At 41.8% G+C, this 24,122-nt stretch carries 13 protein-coding genes; 10 read left to right on the forward strand and 3 right to left on the reverse strand.

The window, feature by feature from the left end; translation table 11 throughout:
* Window positions 1–367: 367 nt before the first annotated feature.
* From AC1DLM_RS27965 to AC1DLM_RS27975, 3 genes are read right to left on the reverse strand one after another with little or no spacing between them, the layout of a single operon-like run.
* Entirely contained in the window at window positions 368–1,348 is a 981-nt protein-coding gene (locus tag AC1DLM_RS27965; RefSeq protein WP_441992370.1) for a sugar ABC transporter substrate-binding protein, read from the reverse strand.
* Complete coding sequence (locus AC1DLM_RS27970) at window positions 1,335–2,981, reverse strand: response regulator transcription factor (protein WP_477571783.1); 1,647 nt, start codon at window positions 2,979–2,981, stop codon at window positions 1,335–1,337. The genes AC1DLM_RS27965 and AC1DLM_RS27970 overlap by 14 nt, the downstream gene beginning before the upstream one ends.
* A 6-nt stretch (window positions 2,982–2,987) precedes the next feature.
* Complete coding sequence (locus AC1DLM_RS27975) at window positions 2,988–4,790, reverse strand: cache domain-containing sensor histidine kinase (protein ID WP_441992372.1); 1,803 nt, start codon at window positions 4,788–4,790, stop codon at window positions 2,988–2,990.
* 255 nt (window positions 4,791–5,045) lie between these two features.
* Between AC1DLM_RS27975 and AC1DLM_RS27980 the strand changes: the two genes are divergently transcribed.
* The 10 genes from AC1DLM_RS27980 to AC1DLM_RS28025 form a co-directional block, all read left to right on the forward strand.
* Window positions 5,046–6,080, forward strand: coding sequence for an ABC transporter substrate-binding protein (locus tag AC1DLM_RS27980; protein WP_477571784.1), 1,035 nt, complete (start codon window positions 5,046–5,048; stop codon window positions 6,078–6,080).
* 97 nt (window positions 6,081–6,177) lie between these two features.
* Window positions 6,178–7,689, forward strand: a complete 1,512-nt coding sequence (locus AC1DLM_RS27985) for a sugar ABC transporter ATP-binding protein (protein ID WP_477571785.1) — start codon at window positions 6,178–6,180, stop codon at window positions 7,687–7,689.
* Between the two features lie 5 nt (window positions 7,690–7,694).
* Window positions 7,695–8,720, forward strand: coding sequence for an ABC transporter permease (locus AC1DLM_RS27990; RefSeq protein ID WP_056619128.1), 1,026 nt, complete (start codon window positions 7,695–7,697; stop codon window positions 8,718–8,720).
* Window positions 8,713–9,675: a galactofuranose ABC transporter, permease protein YjfF gene (gene yjfF, locus AC1DLM_RS27995; RefSeq protein ID WP_477571786.1), complete on the forward strand. Its 963-nt coding sequence runs from the start codon at window positions 8,713–8,715 to the stop codon at window positions 9,673–9,675. The genes AC1DLM_RS27990 and yjfF overlap by 8 nt, the downstream gene beginning before the upstream one ends.
* A gap of 76 nt (window positions 9,676–9,751) precedes the next feature.
* Window positions 9,752–11,815 (forward strand): methyl-accepting chemotaxis protein, encoded by a 2,064-nt coding sequence (locus AC1DLM_RS28000; protein WP_477571787.1) that lies wholly within the window; start codon window positions 9,752–9,754, stop codon window positions 11,813–11,815.
* 23 nt (window positions 11,816–11,838) lie between these two features.
* Window positions 11,839–12,885, forward strand: coding sequence for an ABC transporter substrate-binding protein (locus tag AC1DLM_RS28005; RefSeq protein WP_477571788.1), 1,047 nt, complete (start codon window positions 11,839–11,841; stop codon window positions 12,883–12,885).
* Between the two features lie 527 nt (window positions 12,886–13,412).
* A complete protein-coding gene (locus AC1DLM_RS28010) occupies window positions 13,413–14,405 on the forward strand; it encodes an S-layer homology domain-containing protein (protein ID WP_477571789.1) in 993 nt (330 codons plus the stop codon).
* A gap of 44 nt (window positions 14,406–14,449) precedes the next feature.
* Window positions 14,450–17,899: a carbohydrate-binding protein gene (locus AC1DLM_RS28015; RefSeq protein WP_477571790.1), complete on the forward strand. Its 3,450-nt coding sequence runs from the start codon at window positions 14,450–14,452 to the stop codon at window positions 17,897–17,899.
* Between the two features lie 112 nt (window positions 17,900–18,011).
* Complete coding sequence (locus AC1DLM_RS28020) at window positions 18,012–19,838, forward strand: S-layer homology domain-containing protein (RefSeq protein ID WP_477571791.1); 1,827 nt, start codon at window positions 18,012–18,014, stop codon at window positions 19,836–19,838.
* 144 nt (window positions 19,839–19,982) lie between these two features.
* A partial coding sequence (locus AC1DLM_RS28025) for a family 43 glycosylhydrolase (protein WP_477571792.1) occupies window positions 19,983–24,122 on the forward strand: 4,140 nt, incomplete at its 3' end.

Here is a 24,122-nt window from a genome sequence, read left to right on the forward strand (position 1 = left end):
GTTTTAAGAAAAAATGCACATGAGGCTCATCAACAGGATTCATTTTCGTTATGCAATATAATGCATATATAAACAAAATTGTATCTGCGGATAGTCTCACTAATTATGGAAATTACCGCTCGTTAGGACTTTGAGAACGAACAGATTCTCATTAATTATGAAAACGAAGCTTGATAAATCAACGTTTTTGACCTCAATATTCTCAATAAATATGACACCACACATATATTATTATTATTATTAATCATCTTATCTGAATGACATTTCGTAAAATCTCTCAAAAGGATTATTTGTTGATCCATAGCAAAAACAGCCTATTGAATCATCAAAAAGCTGTTTTTGCACTTATATTGTTGTATGTTAGCTTTCAATAGTTATTAGCCATTTCCTCTTGTTTAATCTCTTCAAAACCAGTGTCAATCCATCCAGTCGGAGTAGCATGTTTAGCCGCGGCGAGGAGTTGTTCAATTATTATATTGCCCCATAAATGCTCATTCTCAGAAATCACAGCGTTGATTTGACCATTTAATAAAGCTTCTTTAACTTCAGGTGTCATACCGAATGTCATCGCATAACGCTTCAGTCCTTGAGATTTCCATACAAGAATTGTATTGGAACTGGAGACAATATCCAAAGGAACTAGAGCGTCAAAATGTGGATGCTCATTAATCATGGATTCCAGATCTAAAATTGCTTTCTCATTATCGCCGTTATGATATTTCTTTTCGAGAACCTGAATTTCCGTGTATTGTCTTAAATATTGTTCTAATCCCTGAAGTCGTTGGCGTATTTGAGGAGAGCCCGACATACTTCCCTCGATCATAATCATTCCTCTGCCCTTAAGATACCGATCTATCATTTGACCCATGAGCGTACCTTCTTTAAGCGGATCACTTCCGATAAAGGAGTAACGCTTACTGCCAGGCACATCCGATTCGAAGCAGATAACGGGAATACCCGCTTGTACGGCTTTATTAATTAATGGCTCGAGTGCAACGGGATCTATGGGGTCAATGGCAATTCCACTAACCTTCTGTGTAATCAGAGTTTCCATCATCCGCATTTGCTGCTCTAAGTTAATTTCATCAGGTGCTTTGACAATTAATTGAATAGGATGAGGCTTACTCGCTATCTCTATGGAATCGGTAATCATTTCATAGAAAGGATGGGTCATGGGATATATGATTCCAAAAGTGAGCGTATCGGCATGCTTCGTGTTAGACATCGTCGAGCCAGGCGAGCTTGAAGTTGAATAAGAAACTTCGGGAGCGGAAGGGGTGGAATCCTTACATCCCGTTAACACCAGCACCATCATCGTTCCAAGTGTTAGCCATTTAGTCATCCTCATGAAGAGAATCTCCCTTCGTGCTATCGAGAGCTTCACCAGCAGTCCCATTCTTTCTAAATTCTTTGGGGGTCATGCCAGTTAAGCGTTTGAATAAATTTGAAAAATAATGGGGGTCATTATAGCCTACCAAAAAGGCGATCTCATATGACTTCGCTGACGTGCTTTTGAGCAGATCCATTGCTTTGCGAATGCGTACCTGGGTTAAAAACTCAATGAAGGTTTGCCCGGTTTCCTGGCTAAATACGCGACTCAAGTAATTAGGACTCAGATTGACATAATCGGCAGCGTCTTGTAAGGAGAAGTTATCCCTCTCAAAATTCAATTGCATATAATCTTTGACTTTCGTAATCATATCACTATATTTATCGTAAATACGAGAACGCCAGTTCCAGAACTGTTCAATTAAATTGACTAAATAAGCACAGGTTTCTTCCCAACTCCGTATATTACCAATCAGTTGTTGGAATTGATGAAGTGATTTCTCTGGTTCAGCAAGGTGTCGATACATATCTTTATTGGAACGGAAGGCTTCGATCGTCACGTCATTTAAGATGTAAAAGCCGATAGAAGAGGATTGCCAATTAATATTGACTAATGCGGCAGCATATTCAGCAACAAAGGTTTCTAATTTATTATGCGACCCAATTTTTAAAAAATCCATAAAGGCACCACGGTCCAAAAAGAGAATGGGATCTAAGGTTTCTGCCTTCATCTCACTTAGCAAATTTCGATTTTGACGAGATAGCCTCCGCCAGTGGGCATCTTCCATCGCGTCTAAGAAGGACAGATGTACATTTTGAAGACGATCTTGCACACTACCAATACCTAGTGAGATGGGCAGAGAGTGAGCTTCTTCTGAGATCTCTTTCTGCAAATCCAGAAATAGTTGTAATTCATATTTTAAATGCTCTAAGGTATCGCCTTTAATAATCCATACGCTTTCAGAGCGGCTTCGCTGAAACATCAAATGCTTATTGTTCTCCTTCAATTGGTTACACTTATCCAAAAGTAAGCGTTCCTTTTCATAATTGACATTCATCTCTTCAAGTTTATACACATCACTTTCACGTAAATCTAGCACAGTAACGACATAATAATGCGCAATAATATTTAATTGAATGGAAGCACTATGATGCATCAGTTCTAAAGTGGTCATGAATCCACTGCATAGATCATTCAATAGCTTGTCTTGTGAAATTGAACTATTTTCATTTTCCTTATCTTTTAGTAGTTGAAGTTGTGATGCGATTTGCCGTTCCTTGTCAATTTCATGACTGACTTTGTGGAGAACCTTCAATAGCTCATCAGGACTAATTGGTTTTAGGCAGTATTCTTGCACACCAATTTGCATAGCTGTTCTTGCATATTCAAACTCGGCATGGCCGCTAAGAATAATAATCTTCATATCCGGAAACTGCTTGCTCATAATGCTGCTTAATTCCAGACCGTTCATGAAAGGCATAAGAATATCCGTAATTAAGATATCTGGTTGAACTCTTTCAATAATAGGTAGGGCAACCTCGCCATCTGATGCATCGCCACAATATATAAATCCTTCCTTCTCCCAATCGATACAATCACGAATAATCTCTCTAATTAATATCTCATCGTCAACTAACAATATTTTTTTCACGAAACATCATCCCCAATCACACGGTATTCGAATGCTAACAATCGTTCCTTCACCTTCTATGCTGTCTACCTGTACGCCATAAGCTTCTCCATAATATAAGCGAATTCGTTTATGAACATTGTGCAATCCGAATCCTCCGGACACTTCATTTCCAGTTTCCTTTGGCGTATGAGGTTCCATTAAATCCTTCCGCAGCTGCTGAAGTCGATCTTCCGTAATGCCTTTACCGTTATCCTCGACCACAATAAGGAAGTTATCTTCATCCTCAATCTTCGCCGTAATTCGTATCAGCCCTTTGCCACGCTTGTTTTTAAGCCCATGATAAAGGGCATTTTCAACAATGGGTTGTAAGGTCATTTTAAGGATAAGTAACGAATGCAAGCTTGAATCGATGACAATTTCATAATCCAAAATATCCCGATACCGCATCTGTTGGATGGTTAAATAACTCTGAAGATGTTCAATTTCTTTTTCAAAGGTTATCCAATCCTTCCCTTTACTTAAGCTAATTCGAAACAGTTTGGATAAAGCCATAACCATTTGGACGACCTGATCCTTTTTCTCTGATTGCGCCAACCAAAGTATGGAGTCCAATGTGTTGTACAAGAAATGAGGGTTAATTTGAGCCTGTAGGGCTCTAAGCTCCGATTTCTTGATTTCTTGCTGCTCTTTAATGCTTTGGTCTAGCAACATGCGAATTTTCCCAATCATAGTATTGAAGCTATTCCCCAAATCAGAGATTTCATCTGTACCTGTAAGAACGACTTTAGCTTCAAGAAAGCCGGATGCGGCGAGTTGCATTTTGTTTTTGAGTATGCGAACAGGTCGAGTCAAGCGAGTAGACACAAAGAAATGCAAGGTTATCGCAAAAATGATGCTAAGCATAACGCTTATGATAATGAGCTGACGAATGGAATTGGCTTCCTCCACAATTTCTTGCAATGGTACCACCCCAACGATATTCCAACCCGTGGACGTGGAGGGAGAAGTTACAATAAATTCTGGTTTACCTTCCGAAGAATCCACATAGTCTTTGTTTTTGTTTTCAATTATAGAAGCAATATTTTTGTTTTCTAACCACTTTGTATGGTTTGCGGCTTTTGATGGTAAGAAAATGGCATTGCCCTTGTTGTCTGCGACATAGAAAAAGCCGCTTTTCCCTATAATGACGTTATCACTAAACTTTTTAACGATGTTGTCATCGACATCAATGATTATGAATCCAATGACTTCGTGGGTAACTCGCTGTTTTACTGTAGAAACAATCGAAATAATATTGTGATTCTTGTATTGAAATCCGTCTAGAGGATCTATGGAAGATGGGTCATCAGGTGGGATATTCAAAATAGCTTCTGGATGTTGAATCAGATAGTCAAAATGCGGATTTCGTAATGCGTTTTTATTAAGTTGAAAGACACCTTTTCTCTCGCTGATCCCTCGGCCATATAAATTAATCATCGTAATGTTCAGCACGCCATCATATTGATACGTCTGTCTATAGGAAGACATCGTTTGTAAAATCTCTCGTGCATCTAAATTTGAATCTGTTTGTGAAAAGAGGAAATGTAAAACATTGGGGTTTTTCTCGAGTTCCAAGAGTTTCTTAGTATCTGTAAATACATTATCAATGTCAGTCGCCAATTGGGTTGCAAGCATCATMGTTGCCGCTTTGCTGTTATTGAACACGGTATTGTACGATTTATGATAGGAAATGAGACCAACAACAATTAGTGGAAGACATGTGAGTATAACAAACATCGTTAAAAGTTTAGCACGAAGGCTAGAAGTAATTTTTCGATATATATCCATCGTACAAATACCTTTCACTAGATCTGAAGTGTCGAAAGCATATTGTAAATTATGAATCAATCAATTTGAAAACGCAATCATTAAACAAAAAACTACACTTTTTGAATAAAAAAGTAGTGTTTTTAATTTGGAAGCGCAAAAAGTGAATAATAATTTACAAGAAGAGTCTACGAAACTCCGTATACCCTTGCACGATTCGTATCCTATAATTTAGTCACACCGAAGCAAACAGGTGAAATAAGGGAGGAAATATAAATGAAAAGATCTCTAAGCGTAGTATTAGTAGCTTCAGCAATGATGATGTTCACAGCAGCGTGTGGTAATTCAGGGGACAGCAAGACAGCAAGCAGCACAACTGCAGCAGCGGCGGTAAGCCCAAGCACAGCAGCAGTAGCTACGGCTAAAGCGGACAAGAAAATCACTATGGGCTTTGCTCAAGTAGGTGCTGAAAGCGGATGGCGATCAGCGAATACGAAATCCGTTCAAGATTCTGCGAAAGAAGCAGGCATTGAATTGAAATTCTCCTATGCACAGCAAAAACAAGAAAATCAAATTAAATCCATTCGTACATATATCCAACAAAAGGTTGATGTTATCGCGTTCTCTCCGGTTGTTGAATCCGGTTGGGACACTGTATTGAAAGAAGCCAAAGATGCTGGCATTCCAGTTATCTTAACGGATAGAGCTGTAGATTCGAAGGATACTTCCCTCTACAAAACATTCATTGGTTCGGATTTCGTGGAAGAAGGCCGCAGCGCAGGGAAATGGGTAGTTGACAAATATAAAGAAGCGAAAGAAACAGTTAATATCGTAGAACTTCAAGGAACTACTGGTTCTGCTCCTGCGAATGATCGTAAAGCTGGATTTGGCGAAATTATTAAATCAAATCCAAACCTTAAAATCATTGCTTCTCAAACAGGTGATTTTACACGTGCAAAAGGTAAAGAGGTTATGCAAGCATTCTTGAAAGCCAATAAGAACATTAATGTTCTCTATGCACATAACGATGATATGGCACTAGGAGCTATTCAAGCAATTGAAGAAGCAGGACTTAAGCCAGGTAAAGATATCATCATTATCTCTGTTGATGGTGTGAAAGACGGCTTCGTAGCGGCAAGCGAAGGGAAAATTAACTTCATCGTAGAATGTAACCCACTCCTTGGTGGACAATTAATGCAAGCGGCTAAAGATGTACTTAGTGGTAAAGAACTGCCGAAACGTATTGTTACCAAAGAAGGCGTATTTACTTCAGAAGATGCGAAACGTGAATTACCGAATCGTCAGTACTAAGAGATTGTCTACGACCTAGTTATTATAAATGAAAAGGGCGGAGCTGCTCCATCTTGCTAGTATGGGGGGGCTCTCGTTCATATTGGAGAGGAGTGGCATGATGAAACAGGGTGGTCCGGTATTGCAGATGACCGGAATTCATAAGCAGTTTCCGGGTGTTAAGGCGCTAACGAACGTTAATTTCAGAATGTTTCCTGGCGAAGTTCATGCCCTAATGGGTGAAAATGGGGCAGGTAAATCTACATTAATTAAAGTACTTACGGGTGTTCACTCCATTGATCAGGGAATTGTTGAGATGGATAAACAGCCAATTCGTATTCTTAGCCCGCTTGATGCGCAAAACGCAGGTATTAGTACGGTTTATCAGGAGGTTAACCTCTGTTCAAACCTGTCTGTAGCTGAAAATATTTACATTGGGCGTGAACCACGTCGCTTCGGTCGTATTTTATGGAAAAAAATGAATGATGATGCTGCGCAATTATTGAAGAAGAGAATGAATCTTGAAATAGACGTTACACAACCCTTGCATGCGTATTCCGTAGCTGTTCAACAGCTTGTAGCGATTGCCAGAGCCTTAAGTATTTCGGCCAAAGTGTTAATTCTAGATGAACCAACCTCCAGTTTAGATAGAGGTGAGGTTATCCAACTATTTTCTGTCATGACCCGATTAAAAAATGAAGGACTAGCGATTCTATTCGTCACTCATTTCTTGGATCAGGTTTACGACATTTCAGATCGCATAACCATACTCCGCAATGGAGAGTTTATTGGGGAATATTTAGCCAAAGATCTTCCTCGTATAGAGTTGGTTTCTAAAATGATTGGTAAGGACCTTGAGCTGCTAGAAGAGTTGCCCAAAGGTGATGCAGCTAATCAATTTAGTCATGAAGTATTCATTCAAGCAACCGATTTTGGGAAGAAAGGTTCCATTGAACCTGTTGATCTAACGATTCATAAAGGAGAAATTGTTGGTTTAGCAGGCTTGTTGGGTTCAGGTAGAACGGAACTAGCTAGATTATTCTTTGCAGCAGACAGAGCTGATTCTGGTGGAATGACAGTTGCAGGTTCAAGTGAGGCGATTCATTCGCCAAGACAGGCAATTGATCAAGGCATCGCCTTCTGCTCTGAGAACCGTAAATTAGAAGGGATTATTGATGATTTGACCGTTCGAGAGAACATCATATTAGCCCTTCAAGCGTCTCAAGGTTGGTTTAAAACGATCTCAAGAAAACGACAGGATGAAATGGCAGATGAATACATTCKAGCATTAAACATTAATCCACCTAATCCCGAACATTTGATAAAAAATTTAAGCGGCGGTAATCAACAGAAAGTATTGCTTGCTCGTTGGTTGCTCACGGATCCAAGTTTGTTGATTTTAGATGAACCTACACGAGGGATTGATATTGGAGCTAAAGCTGAAATTCAGAAATTAGTATTGTCTTTAGCGCAAAAAGGGATGTCAGTTCTGTTTATTTCATCCGAACTTGAGGAAGTATTACGCGTCAGTCATAAAATCGTCGTGTTGCGAGATCGTCACAAGGTGAAAGAAATGGTTGGCGATGAAATCAGCCAGAAAAATGTCATGAAGGCAATTGCGGGAGGTTAATAGACATGGTGAAGCATCATTTGTTTTGGCCACTAATTTTTTTAGGGGCATTATTAGTTTTTAACTTTATTTACTCTCCTGATTTCTTTGCGATCAAAATGCGGGACGGACACCTATACGGCAGTCTAATTGATATCTTAAACTTTGGCTCTCCACTAATGATTGTATCCATTGGTATGACACTCGTCATTGCGGCTACGAAAGGGGTCGACCTTTCCGTTGGTTCGGTCGTAGCGATTTCAGGAGCGATAGCGTGCCTGATGATCAGTAATGGAGATGGCAGCTTAGTGAATGTCATCATTTCAGTAGGAACTGCGTTGTTGATATCACTAGTTCTAGGTGTATGGAATGGTTTCTTAGTTGCCAATATTGGTATGCAGCCGATTATCGCGACGCTAATCTTGATGGTTTCTGGACGCGGTGTATCGCAATTAATAACAAGTGGTCAAATTATTACGATTTCGAACCCCCACTATAAATTCATTGGTGCAGGATCCTTGTTGACACTTCCTTTTTCAATTTTCATCGTAGCTATCGTATTCCTTATTGCTTATCTCTTAACAAGAAAGACAGCACTCGGTTTATTTATTGAATCTGTTGGTTGTAAGCCAACAGCAAGTAATCTTGCCGGAGTGAAATCGAAGACGGTTATGTTCTTCGTATATATGTTTTGTAGCTTATGCGCAGCAATTGCAGGACTAATTCTAAGCTCGAATGTCTCAAGCGCAGATGGCAATAATGCTGGATTATGGTATGAACTCGATGCGATCCTAGCTGTCGTTATTGGTGGAACCGCACTAACGGGTGGACGCTTTTACTTAGCTGGTACATTAGTTGGAGCGTTAATCATTCAAACATTGACGACGACGATCTATATGATTGGTGTACCACCAGAAATAACGCTAGTTGTCAAAGCTTTCGTAGTTCTAATTGTCTGTTTAATTCAATCGGAATCTTTCCGCAAATCGATTGCCTTCCGTTGGAAAACGCGCCATTATCCGGCTGAGAGGGAGGTCAAACAGCATGCTTAAGAAACAGCATATTCCTATTCTAGTGACCATGGGATTATTTGTACTCATGTTCGCTATCGGTTCTTTCCGTTATACAGGATTCTTTTCCTTACAAGTATTGATGAATTTGCTCATTGATAATGCCTTCTTATTAATTACAGCAGTTGGAATGACATTTGTCATTGTATCTGGAGGTATTGATTTATCGGTTGGTTCCGTCATTGCCTTAACGACGATGATCTCAGCAAGTTTAGTCCAAGCAGGATGGCCGCCTGGCATCGTCATACCGATGGTTTTGTTAATTGGGGCTCTATTCGGGTGGGGGATGGGGGCCATCATTCATTACTTCAAGATTGAACCCTTCATCGTTACTTTATCGGGGATGTTCCTTGCTAGAGGATTGTGTTACATCATTAGTATTAATACCATTACTATCGATAATGGCTTCTATACAAGTGTAGCTCAAACAAAGATCAGCCTACCTGGTGGTAACTTTGTCTCAATCAGTGTCATCATTGCTTTATTGGTTGTGTTTCTTGGCTTCTACATTGCTCATTACACGCGTTTTGGTAGAAATACGTATGCACTAGGTGGAAGTGAGCAATCTTCCATATTGATGGGATTACCGGTTGGACGTACTAAAATGTTAATTTACGCTTTTAGCGGATTCTGCTCAGCACTTGCAGGTGTGGTCTTCACCTTCTACATGCTGTCAGGTTATGGTTTGCACGCGATGGGTATGGAATTGGATGCGATCGCTGCGGTTGTCATCGGGGGCACACTTCTCACAGGAGGAGTTGGATACATTGTAGGAACTTTCTTTGGTGTCATGATTCAAGGTGTTATTCAAACAATTATTAGCTTCGAAGGAACATTAAGTTCTTGGTGGACGAAGATTGTTATCGGTATTCTATTATTTATGTTTATTATCTTGCAACGTTTATTAAGTCAACGACGCTGGGCACAACGAAGGTAAAAGTTGAGGGAAGGGCATTAATTGACATGTTTTGTCGAGTAATGCCCTTTTTTATATGTAAATTGGGGGAACTTACATGACAAATATGATGAACATCGTGCGGATGCTATTTCAACGGCCAAGTAGGTCGATTGGTACTAAACTCTTCCTCATCTTTTTTTGCTCCTTAGGTGTCTCCGTCATAGGTATGGGGGTATTTTCTTCCCGTATTGCTGAAAACGCAATCATTGACCAAATGAAAAAAAGCTCGCAGGATTTAGTTACAACTGCGGGGGAGAAATTAGACATGAAGCAGCAGTTTTACATAGATTTATCGAATCAACTCATTAGTGATAGCGTACTTACTAAAAATTTATTTCAAATTTCTAACGCTGGTATTGGAAAAGCTGAACTGGAACGAAGAAATTCCGAAATGAGGGATGTATTCGACCAGTTAGCATTATCGGATCAGAGCATTCGAGATATCACACTGATTCCCATTCATACGTCACTTGAAATGATAAGTACGCAACGAGAAGGGTTGAGTCCAAATCTAAGAAAGGCTGGTTGGATTCAAACTATTCTTAATGCGAGTGGTAAACCCGTCTGGATGCCTATTGAAGAAAAAGGGTACTTAGGAGATTCACCCAAACCACTCTTTGCTTACGGGAGATTGCTAGGAAAAAATAATGTAGGCTCTGAGGATTTCATCCTAATCGTTCAAATAGAAGCTACTGTTTTGCAAACGATGGTCAATGCTTTTAAGCTTAGTGATGGCGCGGAAACGCTTATCACAACCCAATCTGGGAGGGTGATTTTGAGCAATAACATGGTATCGAACACTCACGATATTTCTATACCTGCGAATTCAACAATTTCAGGAAGCTTTATAGCTAAAAATGTGAGAGGGGATAATAATTTGCTTGCTTATCGCCAATCAACCATTAGTAATTGGTCATTCATCGCGATTGCACCGTTGGCTGAGTTAACGAAGTCTGTTAGTAAAATTCAGAAAATGACCTATATATTTATAGGTTTAAACATTCTGATTGCTTTGATGATTGGTTTATGGATTGTATTCATGGTTGGCAAACCACTTTCCCATATTGTGAAGTTAATGAGGTTAGCTGCCGATGGCAATTTAACCGGTAGACTGTCTGTTCAGAATCGGAAAGATGAGATTGGACAGGTAGAATTCGCATACGAGCAGATGATGGAGAATATTGGAGCTCTTATCTTGAGATCTAGAGAAAGTGTGATTGAAGTCACTGAATTTAGTAAGCGTATGAGCAGTGCAGCCGAAATCACCGTTATCTCTGCAAGAGAAATACACGCAGCGACAGATCAAATAGCTGGTGGTGCGATTGACTTGGCTTCGAATGCCGAGCAAAGTGCGGTGCGTATGGAACAAATGAGTACTTCTTTAACTGATGTGTTTTCACTTCAACGTATAATGGCTCATTCCGCTCAAGAGGTAGAAGAGGTTTGTAGAACGGGTGGAAACTCAGTACATGATCTCTTGCGTAAATCTGGGGATACTGAAGCTAGTTTTCGAGTTGTAGCAGGCAAAGTTAACAGTCTCCAGGAATCTGCAAGTGCTGTTCGTGCGATACTGAAAATCTTGAAAGAGATCACGAAATCAACCAAGATATTGTCACTTAATGCTTCGATTGAAGCAACCAGGGCTGGAGCCGAAGGAGCTAGTTTTAAAGTCATTGCGAATGAGATACGCCAACTGGCGGAACGATCCAATGCCTCCATTGGTCAAGTGGGACAATATACAGATATTATTTTACAAGAGGTGGAATGCACAGTAGGGGCTATGTCTGATGCACTGCCTTTCTTTCAAGATATGAATGTGGAAGTATTTGAGGTGTTCAACTTATTTACACGAATCCAAGAAGAAATGGAGCAGTTATTAACACGAGCTACGGATGTTACCTTGTCATTGGATAAATTAAACGCTGTACAAACCGTACTCGGTCAGGCTATATTCGAAGTATCTGCTGTATCACAGGAGTCATCAGCTTCAACGGAGCAAGTCGCTTCACTCTGTTCAACGCAGCTAACGATCGGCGAGCAACTGTTAGAACTCTCTACGAGATTGAATCAAATATCAGGGCAATTAGAACGACATATGTCTCATTTCCACACGAAATAATCTTCAAGGGGGACTTGAATAAAATGTACAAGAGTAGACCGAAGAGTATGTTGTTAGCGCTTACCAAACTGATTGTGTCGCTAAGCATTCTAATGTGCTTCTTTGGTTGTGAGCAAGCTCAAGTAGATGAAACAACTAGAAAGGTTGGACAAGAAAGCCAAGAGAAGTCTGTAACAACGCCTATAATTAAAGAGCCAGTCTTAGGATTCTCACAGTTAGGATCTGAAAGTGAATGGCGGCTTGCCAATACGTCATCTATTAAAAATTCTGCAGCCGAATCTGATGTCGAACTCAACTTTCAAAACGCAGAGCAATCGCAAGAAAAGCAAATAGAGGCTATCCGAGGGTTTGTCAAAGAGAAAGTGGATGTCATCGCCATTGCTCCTGTTGTAGAAACGGGATGGGAGCCTATTCTGAAAGAAGTTAAACAAGCAGGTATTCCAGTCATTATTATTGATCGGCTGGTAGATGTCACTGACCCATCGCTGTATGTGACCTATATTGGTTCTGATTTTTATGAGGAAGGTCGAAAAGCAGGGAAGTACTTATTAGATAAAATTTCTAAATCGATTAAATCAGTAGGGATTGTAGAATTAAAGGGTACAGAGGGATCAACGCCATCCATTGCTCGGGGGAAGGGATTTCGTGACGTCATTTCTTCGCGTGGTGATTTGCAATTCTTGAAGAGTGAGAACGCAGATTTCACAGTTGCTAAAGGCAAAGAAGTGATGAAGAAATTTTTGCAAGAAAAAGGGAGGGAGATTCGTGTGTTATATTCCCATAACGATGATATGACCTTTGGTGCCTTAGAGGCGATAGAAGAATATGGATTAGTTCCGGGCAAAGATATTGTGGTCATCACCGTAGATGGCACGAGGAAAGCACTTGAGAAGATGAATGAGGGTAAAATTAATCTAGTGGTTGAATGTAATCCGTTGCTGGGGCCAAATCTCATTCAAGCTGTGAAAGAAATCGTGAAAGGCAGCACATTGCCGAAACGTATTGTTACCCCTGAAAATGTATTTACACAAGTGACAGCCGAGAAAGAAATAGCATCTCGTAGTTATTAAGGGAATAATTGGAATAAATCCTAAAAATTTAACGTTTGTTATTCTATAGTAAATGTATACTTTTATATGATCCACTTATTGGTTGAATTTATATCGTATATTCGTAGAAATATTCACTTTTCGAATAAGAAATTACATTCTGAAATGATGACGTTCGAGTTATACTCAACTCAGTAATTATCACACCACAGTAATTTTGGTAATTACAAATTTCTAAAAGGAGTGTAATCAAATGGAAGTTAAGATGAAATACGAGAGGAGTCTTAGAATGAGTAAGAAAAAAGGTATGGGGTCTGCTCAATCTTTGATCTAAACGCTATTAAAAGACTTCTCCCCTCGGGGGGAGATGTTCAGCGCAGAGTGCTGGCCAAAGCTGACGATGGTAGTTTTGAATGAGGGGTACTTAGTTTCCCAAAGATTGTAAGATATATCTTACTAATCTTGCGTATGTTTCAACAAAAATTGTTGAATAGGTTATGTATCTTTGGTTCCGGGGATGGGATATTATGCATTCTAAGGAGATGAACATGAGAAAAGGGAAAGTAACTTTCGTATTATATTTAATTGTAGTGATGATAGTTGCTTGCTTCCCCCGAGCAGGATATGCAGAAGGGGATACAGACTTCACGCTGAGCAAAAGTGTTGAAAACGCTTTACTTGATCAAGAGCTGGAAGTTACGGTGAATGGAAACAACTTAAAAGACCTTTATGCATATGAAGTACTGATTACATTCGATCCTGAAATCGTTGAGTTGGTTAAAGGGGAATCGAAGCTGGAGGGTTTTTACATACCTCCAAAGGTAGATAACGGGAAAATGACGATAGCCTTTACAAAGGTTGGGAAGAAGGCCGGAGTGCAAGGGAGAGTAGCCCTGAGTACTATCATCTTCAAAGGGAAGGCCCAGGGAAATGCCAATATTAAGCTGGTATCCGTGAAGGCACTGGATTCGAGTCTTGCAGCAACTGTATACAGTTATGGAACTGCCTTCGTCGATCTCCAAGGCTATGAGTGGGCAAATACGGAGATAGAAGCGCTAGCATCTTCGGGAATCATCAAAGGGACGTCGGCTACTACCTTTAGCCCAGGGGACAATATTACCAGGGCAGACTTCATTAGCTTGCTGGTCAGAGCTTTACATCTTAATGCAGAAGTAGATGGCAATTTCAATGATGTAGAACAGTCCGACTATTATTATCAAGAGGTAGGGGTAGCCAGGAAACTTGGAATTGCTCAGGGAACGAGCGAGAGCCTGTTCGAGCCGAGGCTAAGCATATCCAGACAGGATATGATGGTGGTGGCTGCACGAGCAATGAAGATAGCCGGAAACATACTGGACGAGTCAGTTTCAGACTTAAGCAGCTTTAGTGATTCGAGTGAGGTAGCAGCTTATGCAGCAGGCCCTCTGGCTCAATTGCTCAAGGAAGGAATCATTCAGGGCTACAATGGCATGATCAAGCCAAATGATACGGCGATAAGAGCAGAAGCAGCCGTTATCATACATAGATTATTGAACAAGTAACTAGAATCAATTGAAAAATTAAATGATAATGTGGAGGTTGTTCTATGAAGAAATTGAACAAAATGCTGGGGATGACGATGGCTTTAACTCTTGCATTCACATTAAGCCCAGTTATGGAGAAGCAGGCAGCAGCTTCGACGCTCTCTCCAGCGCTGGCTAAAACACCTGGTAATAACAATCCGCTATTTTCGCAAAAATTTGGTGCGGATCCCTATGCAATGGTATATAACGGCAGAGTTTATGTCTACATGACCAATGATGTATTGGAGTACAATGCTGATGGGACAGTTAAGGATAATGGATACGGTAAGATTAATAAGATTACGGTTGTTTCGTCCGATGATATGGTGAACTGGACAGACCACGGGGAAATCCTAGTAGCAGGGCCGCAAGGTGCGGCCAAATGGGCAAACAACTCCTGGGCACCGGCGGCTGCACATAAAACGATTGATGGCAAGGAGAAGTTCTTCCTATATTTTGCGGATAATGGAAGCGGCATTGGTGTGCTCACAGCGGATAGTCCGATCGGCCCATTTACAGATCCAATTGGAAGACAATTGGTAAGCAGAAGTACTCCTGGGGCTAGTGATGTTACATGGCTTTTTGACCCAGCGGTACTGGTTGACGATGATGGAAGCGGTTACTTGTATTTCGGCGGCGGTATTCCGGCCGGAAAAGATGCTGACCCGGGAACCGCACGTGTTGCAAAGCTTGGTGCGGATATGATCAGTTTGGATTTGAGTGCAAGCGGTGGAACTCTTGGACGCATCAATCCACCGTGGTTGTTTGAGGATTCAGGTATCCACAAATACAACGGGAAGTATTATTACTCCTATTGTACGAACTTCTCTAGCGGGCATCCGTCGGATATCCCTACGGGAGCAATTGGCTATATGGTAAGTGACAACCCAATGGGGCCATTTACCTTTGTCAAAACAATACTGCCTAACCCTGCTACTTTCTTCGGCGTTGGAGGTAACAACCACCATGCGATCTTTGAATTCAACAACCAGTGGTATGTTACCTACCACGCACAAACCGTTGCAAAGGCAATGGCTGAAAGCGGTATGTATCCACAAATGGGTGGGCAACCGCATGGATACCGTAATACAAACATCAATAAGGTAAGTTTTGATGCAAACGGGGTTATCAATCCTATTATTGGCGATTACGCAGGTGTTCCGCAGCTCCAAAATTTGAATCCCTATACAAGGGTTGAGGCCGAAACAATTGGTTGGAATGGCGGAATATCCACTGAAACTACGACACAACCAGGAGGCATGGTAAGCAGTATAAATCTGGCTGTCAGCAGCATAAATGATGGAGACTGGACTGCGGTATCCAAAGTTGATTTTGGAGCTACAGGCGCAGGAACATTCAAAGCTAATGTTGCAAGTGGTTCGGGCGGTGGAAACATTGAACTTCATCTTGACAGTGCTACTGGCCCATTGATCGGGACACTTCCCATTTCCAACACAGGCGGAGACGATGTTTGGAAGACAAAAACAACGAGTGTTTCCGGTGCTACAGGTGTCCATAATGTATATATGGTATACACGGGAGCATCAACAGGTAATCTCTTCAAGGTAGATTCTTGGCAATTCGAGCAAAAGACAGCTGCTCATGATCTAGTTGCAATCAATGCATCCATAGATAAACAAAAGATTGATACTGTTTCCGGAACTAATCAGGCTAACCTAAAGGTTTCTGCCATATACGCCGATGGAACAAGTGTAGATATTAGTGGTCAGGCCCTTGCAACACCGGCACAAGGCGGTATTGTAAGTGTAAACAACGGAGTTGTCACTGGGGTGGGCTATGGCTCCACAAGCATTGACATAAGCTATGGTGGAAAAACAGATACAGTTAATATGCTTGTAAAAGACTTGAACAGCGAACTGACGGTGAAGAAGATTACCATTGACAATGGTTCAGTTACGCTGGATTCTGGCAAAACTGCAACCTTTAAAGTAACAGCAGAATATGTTGACGGACACATGGAAGATGTAACCAAAACAGCAACGTATACCAATCCAAGTCCTGCTATTGCAGAAGTTGCGGGCGGTACTATAACGGCTAAAGCAAGCGGAACAGCAAATGTTACTGTAAGTTTTAAGGGAGCATTAGGCGCTGCTGCAACATCGCAGATTAGTGTACTTGTCAATACGCCTTCTGTTGTGGCCATTGAGGCAGAAACAGCAGCAGAAAACACAGTCAATGCCTATGTATATGGCACTATAAGTGGTCATACCTGGTCTCTTGTTGATGGACTGTCCACGAAAGCTATGTTTTTTGGGCCAGATAATGGCTTCAGTATGTCAGGTACTGACGCAGCCAGCCTCGCTGGCGATTCCAGACTTAATTACAAAGTCAACTTCCCGACTGCAGGAACCTACAATGTTTGGCTGCTTATGAAGGCTCCTGATTTCAATTCGGACTCTCTCCACGTTGGACTAGATAATGCGTATAAATTTAGTGTCAACGGTTTAGCATCTGCTGGTACTGGATTTAAATGGGCTAATTTAAGTTCGTATGGCGGAGCTACATTAAATGTTACCGCTGGCGTACATGAATTGAATTTGTGGGGAAGAGAAGACGGTCTTACCATCGACCGAATCTATTTAACGACAAGCAATGCAACGACAGATCCTGTGTGGCCTCAGCCGCTTGTACCTACAGCTGCAATTTCAGCAGTCAGCAGTGTGCAGCCTGGAAGCAGCTTTACAGTGGCTGTTAGTGCGGACAACGTGACACAAAGTGTTTATGCGCAGGACATCACCATATCTTATGATTCCAATGTATTTGATTATGTGAGTGCRGCAGGTGCCAACAACAACATCCAGATCGTGTCAGAGAACAAAGATACTGTTGGAAAAGTTAGACTCATGACCGCCAACACCGGAGTTGGGATATCTGGAGTCAGTACACCCGTGTTGAATCTAACCTTCAAGGTAAAGGCTGGTGTTCAGAATACCAGCGGAACGATTGCAGCTACACAGGCAAAGTTCGGTGTGGCTCCGGAAGGAACCGTGATTGATGCTGCTCTTGGCAGTAAGAGCATTTCAGTAGGCGCTATTGCAGTGGTTAAGACAGCGTTGACAACAGCTATTTCGGATGCACAGAGCCTKTATGACGGTGCAGTCGTAGGAACAGCGRMYGGTCAATACCCACAAGCAGCCAAGGATGCATTCGGTGYAGCCCTCACTGCAGCAAAAGCTGTAAGAGACARYGCAAGTGCGACACAGTCCCAGGTTGACAGTRSCGTWACAGCACTGRGCAGTGCAGCAGCTTCCTTCAAGGCAGCCGTAATTAAATCTGCAGACCTCAATAACGATGGAAGCATCGATGTAGGTGACCTTGCAATAGTAGCTTACAATTACGGTAAGGACTCCTATAGCTCAGACTGGACAACTGCCAAGAAAGCTGATATGAACAACGATAATAAGATCGATATTTTTGATCTTGCGTATGTAGCATCCAAGATACTTCAATAAGCGACCCACACAATCGTAGTTGATCGTGATCGCTAAAAATTACTAAATCCAAGAAAAGGGCAATGGGAGACGTTTGTCTCCCATTCGTTCCTTATAATGAGGGATTGTGAACATGAAACTCAAATTTCAATTATTCATCCTAGCTATGATGTTCATTGCCACGCTGCTCCCTTTGACGGCTGCAGCACAAACAACAGATGAAGTTGTATTGCGCTCTCAGGCTCCAAGTGTCGAGTTAGGAAACAACGTTACGATTACCATTGCAGGCAAAGCACTTACAGACTTATATGCTGCCGAGATGGAATTAACGTATGATGAGCAGCAACTGGCGTATACGGGCTACACAAGCAGCCTGAATAATCAAGCATACGTGCTTGAACCTAAAGTACAAGGCAACAAGATATTGCTGGTTTTTACTTTAATAGGAAACAAGTCGGGACTAACTGGGGATAAGGATTTATTTACGCTTTCGTTTAAAGCTTCCAAAGCAGGGGCAGCTTCCGTTTCCCTAAGTTCTTTGACAACTATCAATAGTCAGTTGGAAAAAACGAATGGGAAGATGGGTAACGGAATTACATTGTCCGTTAATAATTCGAACTCTGGAACTGATCCCGGCACTAATCCTGGAACTGATCCCGGTACTAATCCCGGCACTGATCCCGGCACTGATCCCGGCACTAATCCCGGCACTAATCCTGGCACTGATCCTGGCTCTCATACTGGCTCCAACCCTGGTTCCCAAGGGGCAGAAAATCCGTCATCGCCGGGCACTTCAGGTACATCTGTTTTGTTACTGGAAACAATGACTGTTAATAATGGTGTTGCTTCTATTGATGTAGGGTCAAAAGCTCTTCTTGAAGCGGGCAAAAATTCCAAAGATGAATCGGTAACGATTAAAGTCAACTCAGGTTCTGACGTTAAGGAAATCCAACTGAATCTGCCGGCGAAGCAGCTTCAACAACTCAGTTCAGAATCAGGCGTCGTAAAGACGGTAAAGGTTGAGACGGATCTTGCTACGGTTACCATTAATCGGGATGTTCTTGATAAAAGCACCCTGTCGGAAACTTCAAATTTGCAATTAAGTATTGCAAAGGTAGACCCTGTCAACCTATCGCAGGATATCAGAAAAGAAGTCGGAAGTTCTGTTGTGTACGATTTTAATTTGAGTTTAGATGGTAGTAAAATCACAAAATTTAACAAGAAAAGTGTTCTAGTAGAAGTACCGTATACATTGGCACCTAATGAAAAGCCTAATCAAGTAGTCATCTACTATATAACGGAAGATGGTAAATTGGAAATTGTCAGGAATGGGAAATACAATATCGAAACAGGCAAAGTTCAGTTTCAACCTACGCACTTCAGCAAGTACACGGCTAACCATGTTCAGGTTTCCTTTAGTGACATGAATGGGTATACATGGGCAAACGAKGGTGTTCTTGGCTTGGCAGCTCGTGAAGTAGTGAACGGTAGAAGTGACGGCCATTTTATTCCGGCTGGGGAGGTAACAAGAGCAGAGTTCGTTAAGATGTTGATTCAACTCTTCGATCTAGCAGATTCTACTGCAACTACAGCCTTCACAGATATTGAGGCGGGTGCATGGTACTACAATTCCATAGCCTCAGCACAGAAGATCGGCCTCGTTCAAGGCAAAGATGACGGCAGCTTCGGTGTGAACGACCAGATCAGTCGTGAGGACATGGCGGTGCTTATTTATCGGGCATCCAAGATTATTAGTTCTACGACTGTACTAGCAAATGGTGCAACTTCAAATTTCCTTGATGGAGATCAAATCTCTACATACGCCAAGGATGCTGTTTGGGCTGCAAAACAGGCAGGCTTAATGGACGGAGTGTCAGAGGGATATTTTGATCCGAAAGGAAAATCGACAAGAGCACAAGCTGCTACGGTCATCTACAGACTATATCAAGAATTGAAATAAAATTCATTCATACAGGCATCTGGCAACTATGTAAAAAGTAAAAAATCCTTGTTGAGATGGTAATGGGTCCATGATGCTAACAAGCAACTGGGCCCATAGCTTTAAGGTAAGGTACAAGAATCATCTAATGAAGGGAAGAGATAAATGGAAAAAGGAAGGGTTGACTCAAGAGCTGCTTTAAAAGTTTCTCTCTGTCTTAGTCTGATCGTATCATCCATGCTTAGTTTTCATAAGAGTACCCATGCTGCATCCATCCCAACGGTTAATATTGATTATAATATTGAAAAGCAGGAAATCGACGGCTTTGGTGCATCCAACGCTTGGTCGACAGGTATTGTACAAAATCTCGCAAACCCACCACAGAAGGAAATACTGGATGCGCTTTTTAGTACTTCTACTGGCGCAGGACTAAGTATGGTAAGAAACAGGCTTCCTTATGACATCGTATCGGAATCAGGCACATGGAATTGGAATAATTGGGATATTAATGGTACAACCTGGCTTTTTAATAAAATAAAAACGGATTATAACGTAACCAAATTTTTTACTACTCCCTGGACGCCTCCGCCGTTTATGAAGACTGGCAGCACAGGAACGAACGGAGAGATCGGTGGTAAGCTCAGAACTGATAAATATCAGGCATATGCTGATTTCTTAGCTGACTATGTGACTGGCTTTAAGACCAATAAGGGAATCGATATCTCAGCTGTATCTATACAAAATGAGCCAAACTATGCACCRAATTATGAATCCAGCAGTTGGTCAGCGGATGATTTTCATAATTTTGTAAAGGGCTATCTCAAACCTACTTTTGCACAAAAAGGTGTGACTGCGAAGCTTATTATGCCAGAGGGCTTAAATTTCAGTGAAGATCTGGCTGTTCCAACATTGAATGATGCCGATAGCAGGGATCGCGTAGACATTGTTGGTGTACACCAATATGCCGTAAATCAGCAGGACCCTAATCTTGGCGCGAAGTGGCTGACGCAAACAAAGCTTTATAATAAAAAATTATGGGTGACAGAAGCATCTGTAGGTGAACCCAATGATCCAACCATAAATGACGGTATCTATTGGGCGAAAATGATCCATAAGGATATGACGGTAGCAGAAGTAAATGCGTTTAACTACTGGTGGCTTTGGAATAACACAAAAGACAGTGTGAATTCTGTTGGAGATAAAGGCGCACTGATTACATTTCATACGGATGATAATGGTGCTGTAAAAAGTTACGATTTGAATAAAAGATTGTATACACTTGGTCAATACAGCAGATTTATCAGGCCGGGTTATAAAAGAGTCAATTCAGATGTAACCCCAGCAACGGGTGTATATACAACAGCGTATAAAGATCCTTCGAATGGAAAGTTAGTTATTACAGCTATAAATGACACTAACACGGACACTGCATTAACTTTCAACGTAAATGGTAAAACTGTAAAATCGTTTACTACTTATAGAACTTCGTCTAGTGAGAATATTGCAAATTTAGGCGATACCACTGTAAATGGAAACTCACTTCAAGCCACGCTTAAGGGGAAAAGTGTTACAACTTTCTATGYAGACGTTTATACACCGATTGCCAAGAACCCAATCATATGGGCGGATGTACCKGATGTTGATGTTATCCGGGTGAATGATACTTATTATATGACCAGCACTACCATGCACGTGAACCCTGGCGTTCCTATTATGAAGTCCAAGGACCTCGTAAATTGGGAAATCGTCAATTATGTCTATGATATACTCGCGTCGACGGATAAACAAACGCTTTCAAATGGGCAAAACATATATGGAAAAGGCTCATGGGCAAGCAGTCTAAGATACAATAATGGCAAGTTTTATGTGGTATTTGCCTCCAATGACACGGGGAAAACGTATATCTTTCAAACCACCGACATCGAAAAGGGCCCATGGGAAAAGTATGAGCTTGCTGGCGGCGTTTATCATGACATGTCCTTGCTGTTTGATGATGACGGGCGTGTCTATCTGGTATATGGCGGGGGGGCCATTAAGATTATTGAACTTACTTCAGATGCCACAGCGATCAAAGCAGGCGGAATGAATAAAACAATCATTCAAAATGCGAGCGCTCCCGGAGGCTCTGGCGGTCTTGGAGCTGAAGGCTCACACATTCAAAAAATTAATGGTAAATATTATATCTTTAATATCTCATGGCCAACAGGGAGCATTCGTACTGAATTAGTCCACAGGGCTGATACGATAGATGGCACCTATGAAGGAAAGATTGCTTTAAGATCGGGCAGCACCTCCAACAGTGCTGGTATAGCACAAGGGGGAATTGTTCAAGCCGTTGACGGAAAATGGTACGGAATGCTGTTCCAGGATTATGGATCCGTTGGACGTATACCTTACATTGTACCGATGACATGGAGTCAGGATGGATGGCCTCTATTCGGGGATGTCAATGACACGGGGATTCCTGCTGTACTGTCAAGATCCTGGGTTTCATCAGATAACTTCGATCAGGGAACAGTGAAAGTTGAAGTTTATCATACAGAAGTAGCAGGCGGAGAAAATGACTACAATGGATCCAATCTTGCACTTGTATGGCAGTGGAACCATAATCCTGACAATAGATTCTGGTCTCTTACCGACCGACCGGGGTATCTAAGACTCACTACCGGAAGAACGAGCACTAGTATTCTTGATGCCAGAAATACGCTTACACAAAGAACCTTCGGACCTGAAAGTTCAGGAACCATTGCTATCGATGTTAGCCATATGAAAGACGGGGATTATGCGGGAATTTCCGCCTTCCAACAGAACTACGGGTTTGTCGGTGTTAAAATGTCCGGCACTACAAAATCGGTTGTTATGGTGAATGGAAGTTCAGGGTCAGCAGTGGAAATAGCAAGTGTCCCTCTCACTCAAAACACTGTTTATTTAAGGAGCGAGTTGGACTTTAAGAATAGGACAGATAAAGCAAAGTTTTATTACAGTCTTGACGGTGAGCGTTGGGCATCCATAGGAAACACACTTCAAATGTCATATACACTACCGCATTTTATGGGCTACCGTTTTGCCTTATTCAATTATTCAACAAAGACAACAGGTGGTTACGTTGACTTCGACTCATTTAAATTAGATGACAAGTTGGTTGGATCTAACTTTGATACGAATTTGAAGTCCCTCCAGCTGAACGGTGCGCAAGTGAATGGGTTCAGTCCAAGTACATACACCTATTCCCTAGATGTTCCTGTAGGATCAGCTCCGCCGCAAGTTACTGCGGCTTCAAATGATCCTGGCGCGAGTGTTACGATTACACAAGCATTGGCCGTACCAGGAAAGGCCACAGTGACGGTAAGTAGAGAAGGTTTACAAGCTTCGGTATATACCATTAACTTTAATACACCAGCCATCGTGGCCGTTGAGGCAGAAACTGCAGCAGAAAACACGGCCAATGCCTATGTATTTGGCAACGCAAATGGCCATACCTGGTCGCTTGTTGACGGCTTGTCCACGAAAGCTATGCAATTTAGTCCCGATGATGGTACCGCTGTCACACCAGGTACTGATGCAGCTAGCCTAGCTGCCGGTTCCAGACTGAATTACAAGATCAACTTTACGAATGCAGGATCCTACTATGTCTGGATACTTGCGAAGAGTCACAGTTTCCAAACGGACTCCGTCCACGTTGGATTGGATAATACGTATAAATTCACTTCCAATGGTATTCAGAACGTGAGTAACAGTCAGTTTAGATGGGTGAATCTCAGTAATGGCGGTACGCTAGTGACTGGCGGCACTCCATTGAATATTACCGCTGGTGCCCATGAATTGAACTTATGGGGAAGGGAATCTGGCTTAATCATAGACCGGATATATGTAACCACAAGTGATGCAACCACAGATCCTGTTTGGTCTCAGCCGCTTGTACCCGCTGCTGCACTTTCAGCAGACAGCAGTGTGCAACCCGGAAGCAGCTTTACAGTGGGAGTTAGCCTGAACAATGTGACACAAAGTGTTTACGCCCAGGACATCACCCTGTCTTATGATTCCAGCGTATTTGACTATGTGAGCGCGGCAGGTGCCAACAACAACATCCAGATCGTGACAGAGGACAAAGCCACTGCTGGGAAAGTTAGGCTCATTACTGCCAATACTGGAGGGGGAATATCTGGAGCCAGTACGCCGGTTCTGAACCTAATCTTCAAGGTAAAKGCTGGTGTTCAGAGTACCAGTGGAACGATTGCAGCTACCCAGGCAAAGCTTGGTGTGGCTCCAGAGGGAACCGTGATTCAAGCGCAGCTTGGCAGTAAG

The organism is Paenibacillus sp. 01T442, assembly GCF_056398345.1.

Coding starts and splice junctions, on each gene's coding strand:
- AC1DLM_RS27965 (WP_441992370.1), bottom strand. CDS start 1,348: ATGAGGATGACTAAATGGCTAACACTTGGAACGATGATGGTGCTGGTG.
- AC1DLM_RS27980 (WP_477571784.1), top strand. CDS start 5,046: ATGAAAAGATCTCTAAGCGTAGTATTAGTAGCTTCAGCAATGATGATG.
- AC1DLM_RS27990 (WP_056619128.1), top strand. CDS start 7,695: ATGGTGAAGCATCATTTGTTTTGGCCACTAATTTTTTTAGGGGCATTA.
- yjfF (WP_477571786.1), top strand. CDS start 8,713: ATGCTTAAGAAACAGCATATTCCTATTCTAGTGACCATGGGATTATTT.
- AC1DLM_RS28000 (WP_477571787.1), top strand. CDS start 9,752: ATGACAAATATGATGAACATCGTGCGGATGCTATTTCAACGGCCAAGT.
- AC1DLM_RS28005 (WP_477571788.1), top strand. CDS start 11,839: ATGTACAAGAGTAGACCGAAGAGTATGTTGTTAGCGCTTACCAAACTG.
- AC1DLM_RS28010 (WP_477571789.1), top strand. CDS start 13,413: ATGAGAAAAGGGAAAGTAACTTTCGTATTATATTTAATTGTAGTGATG.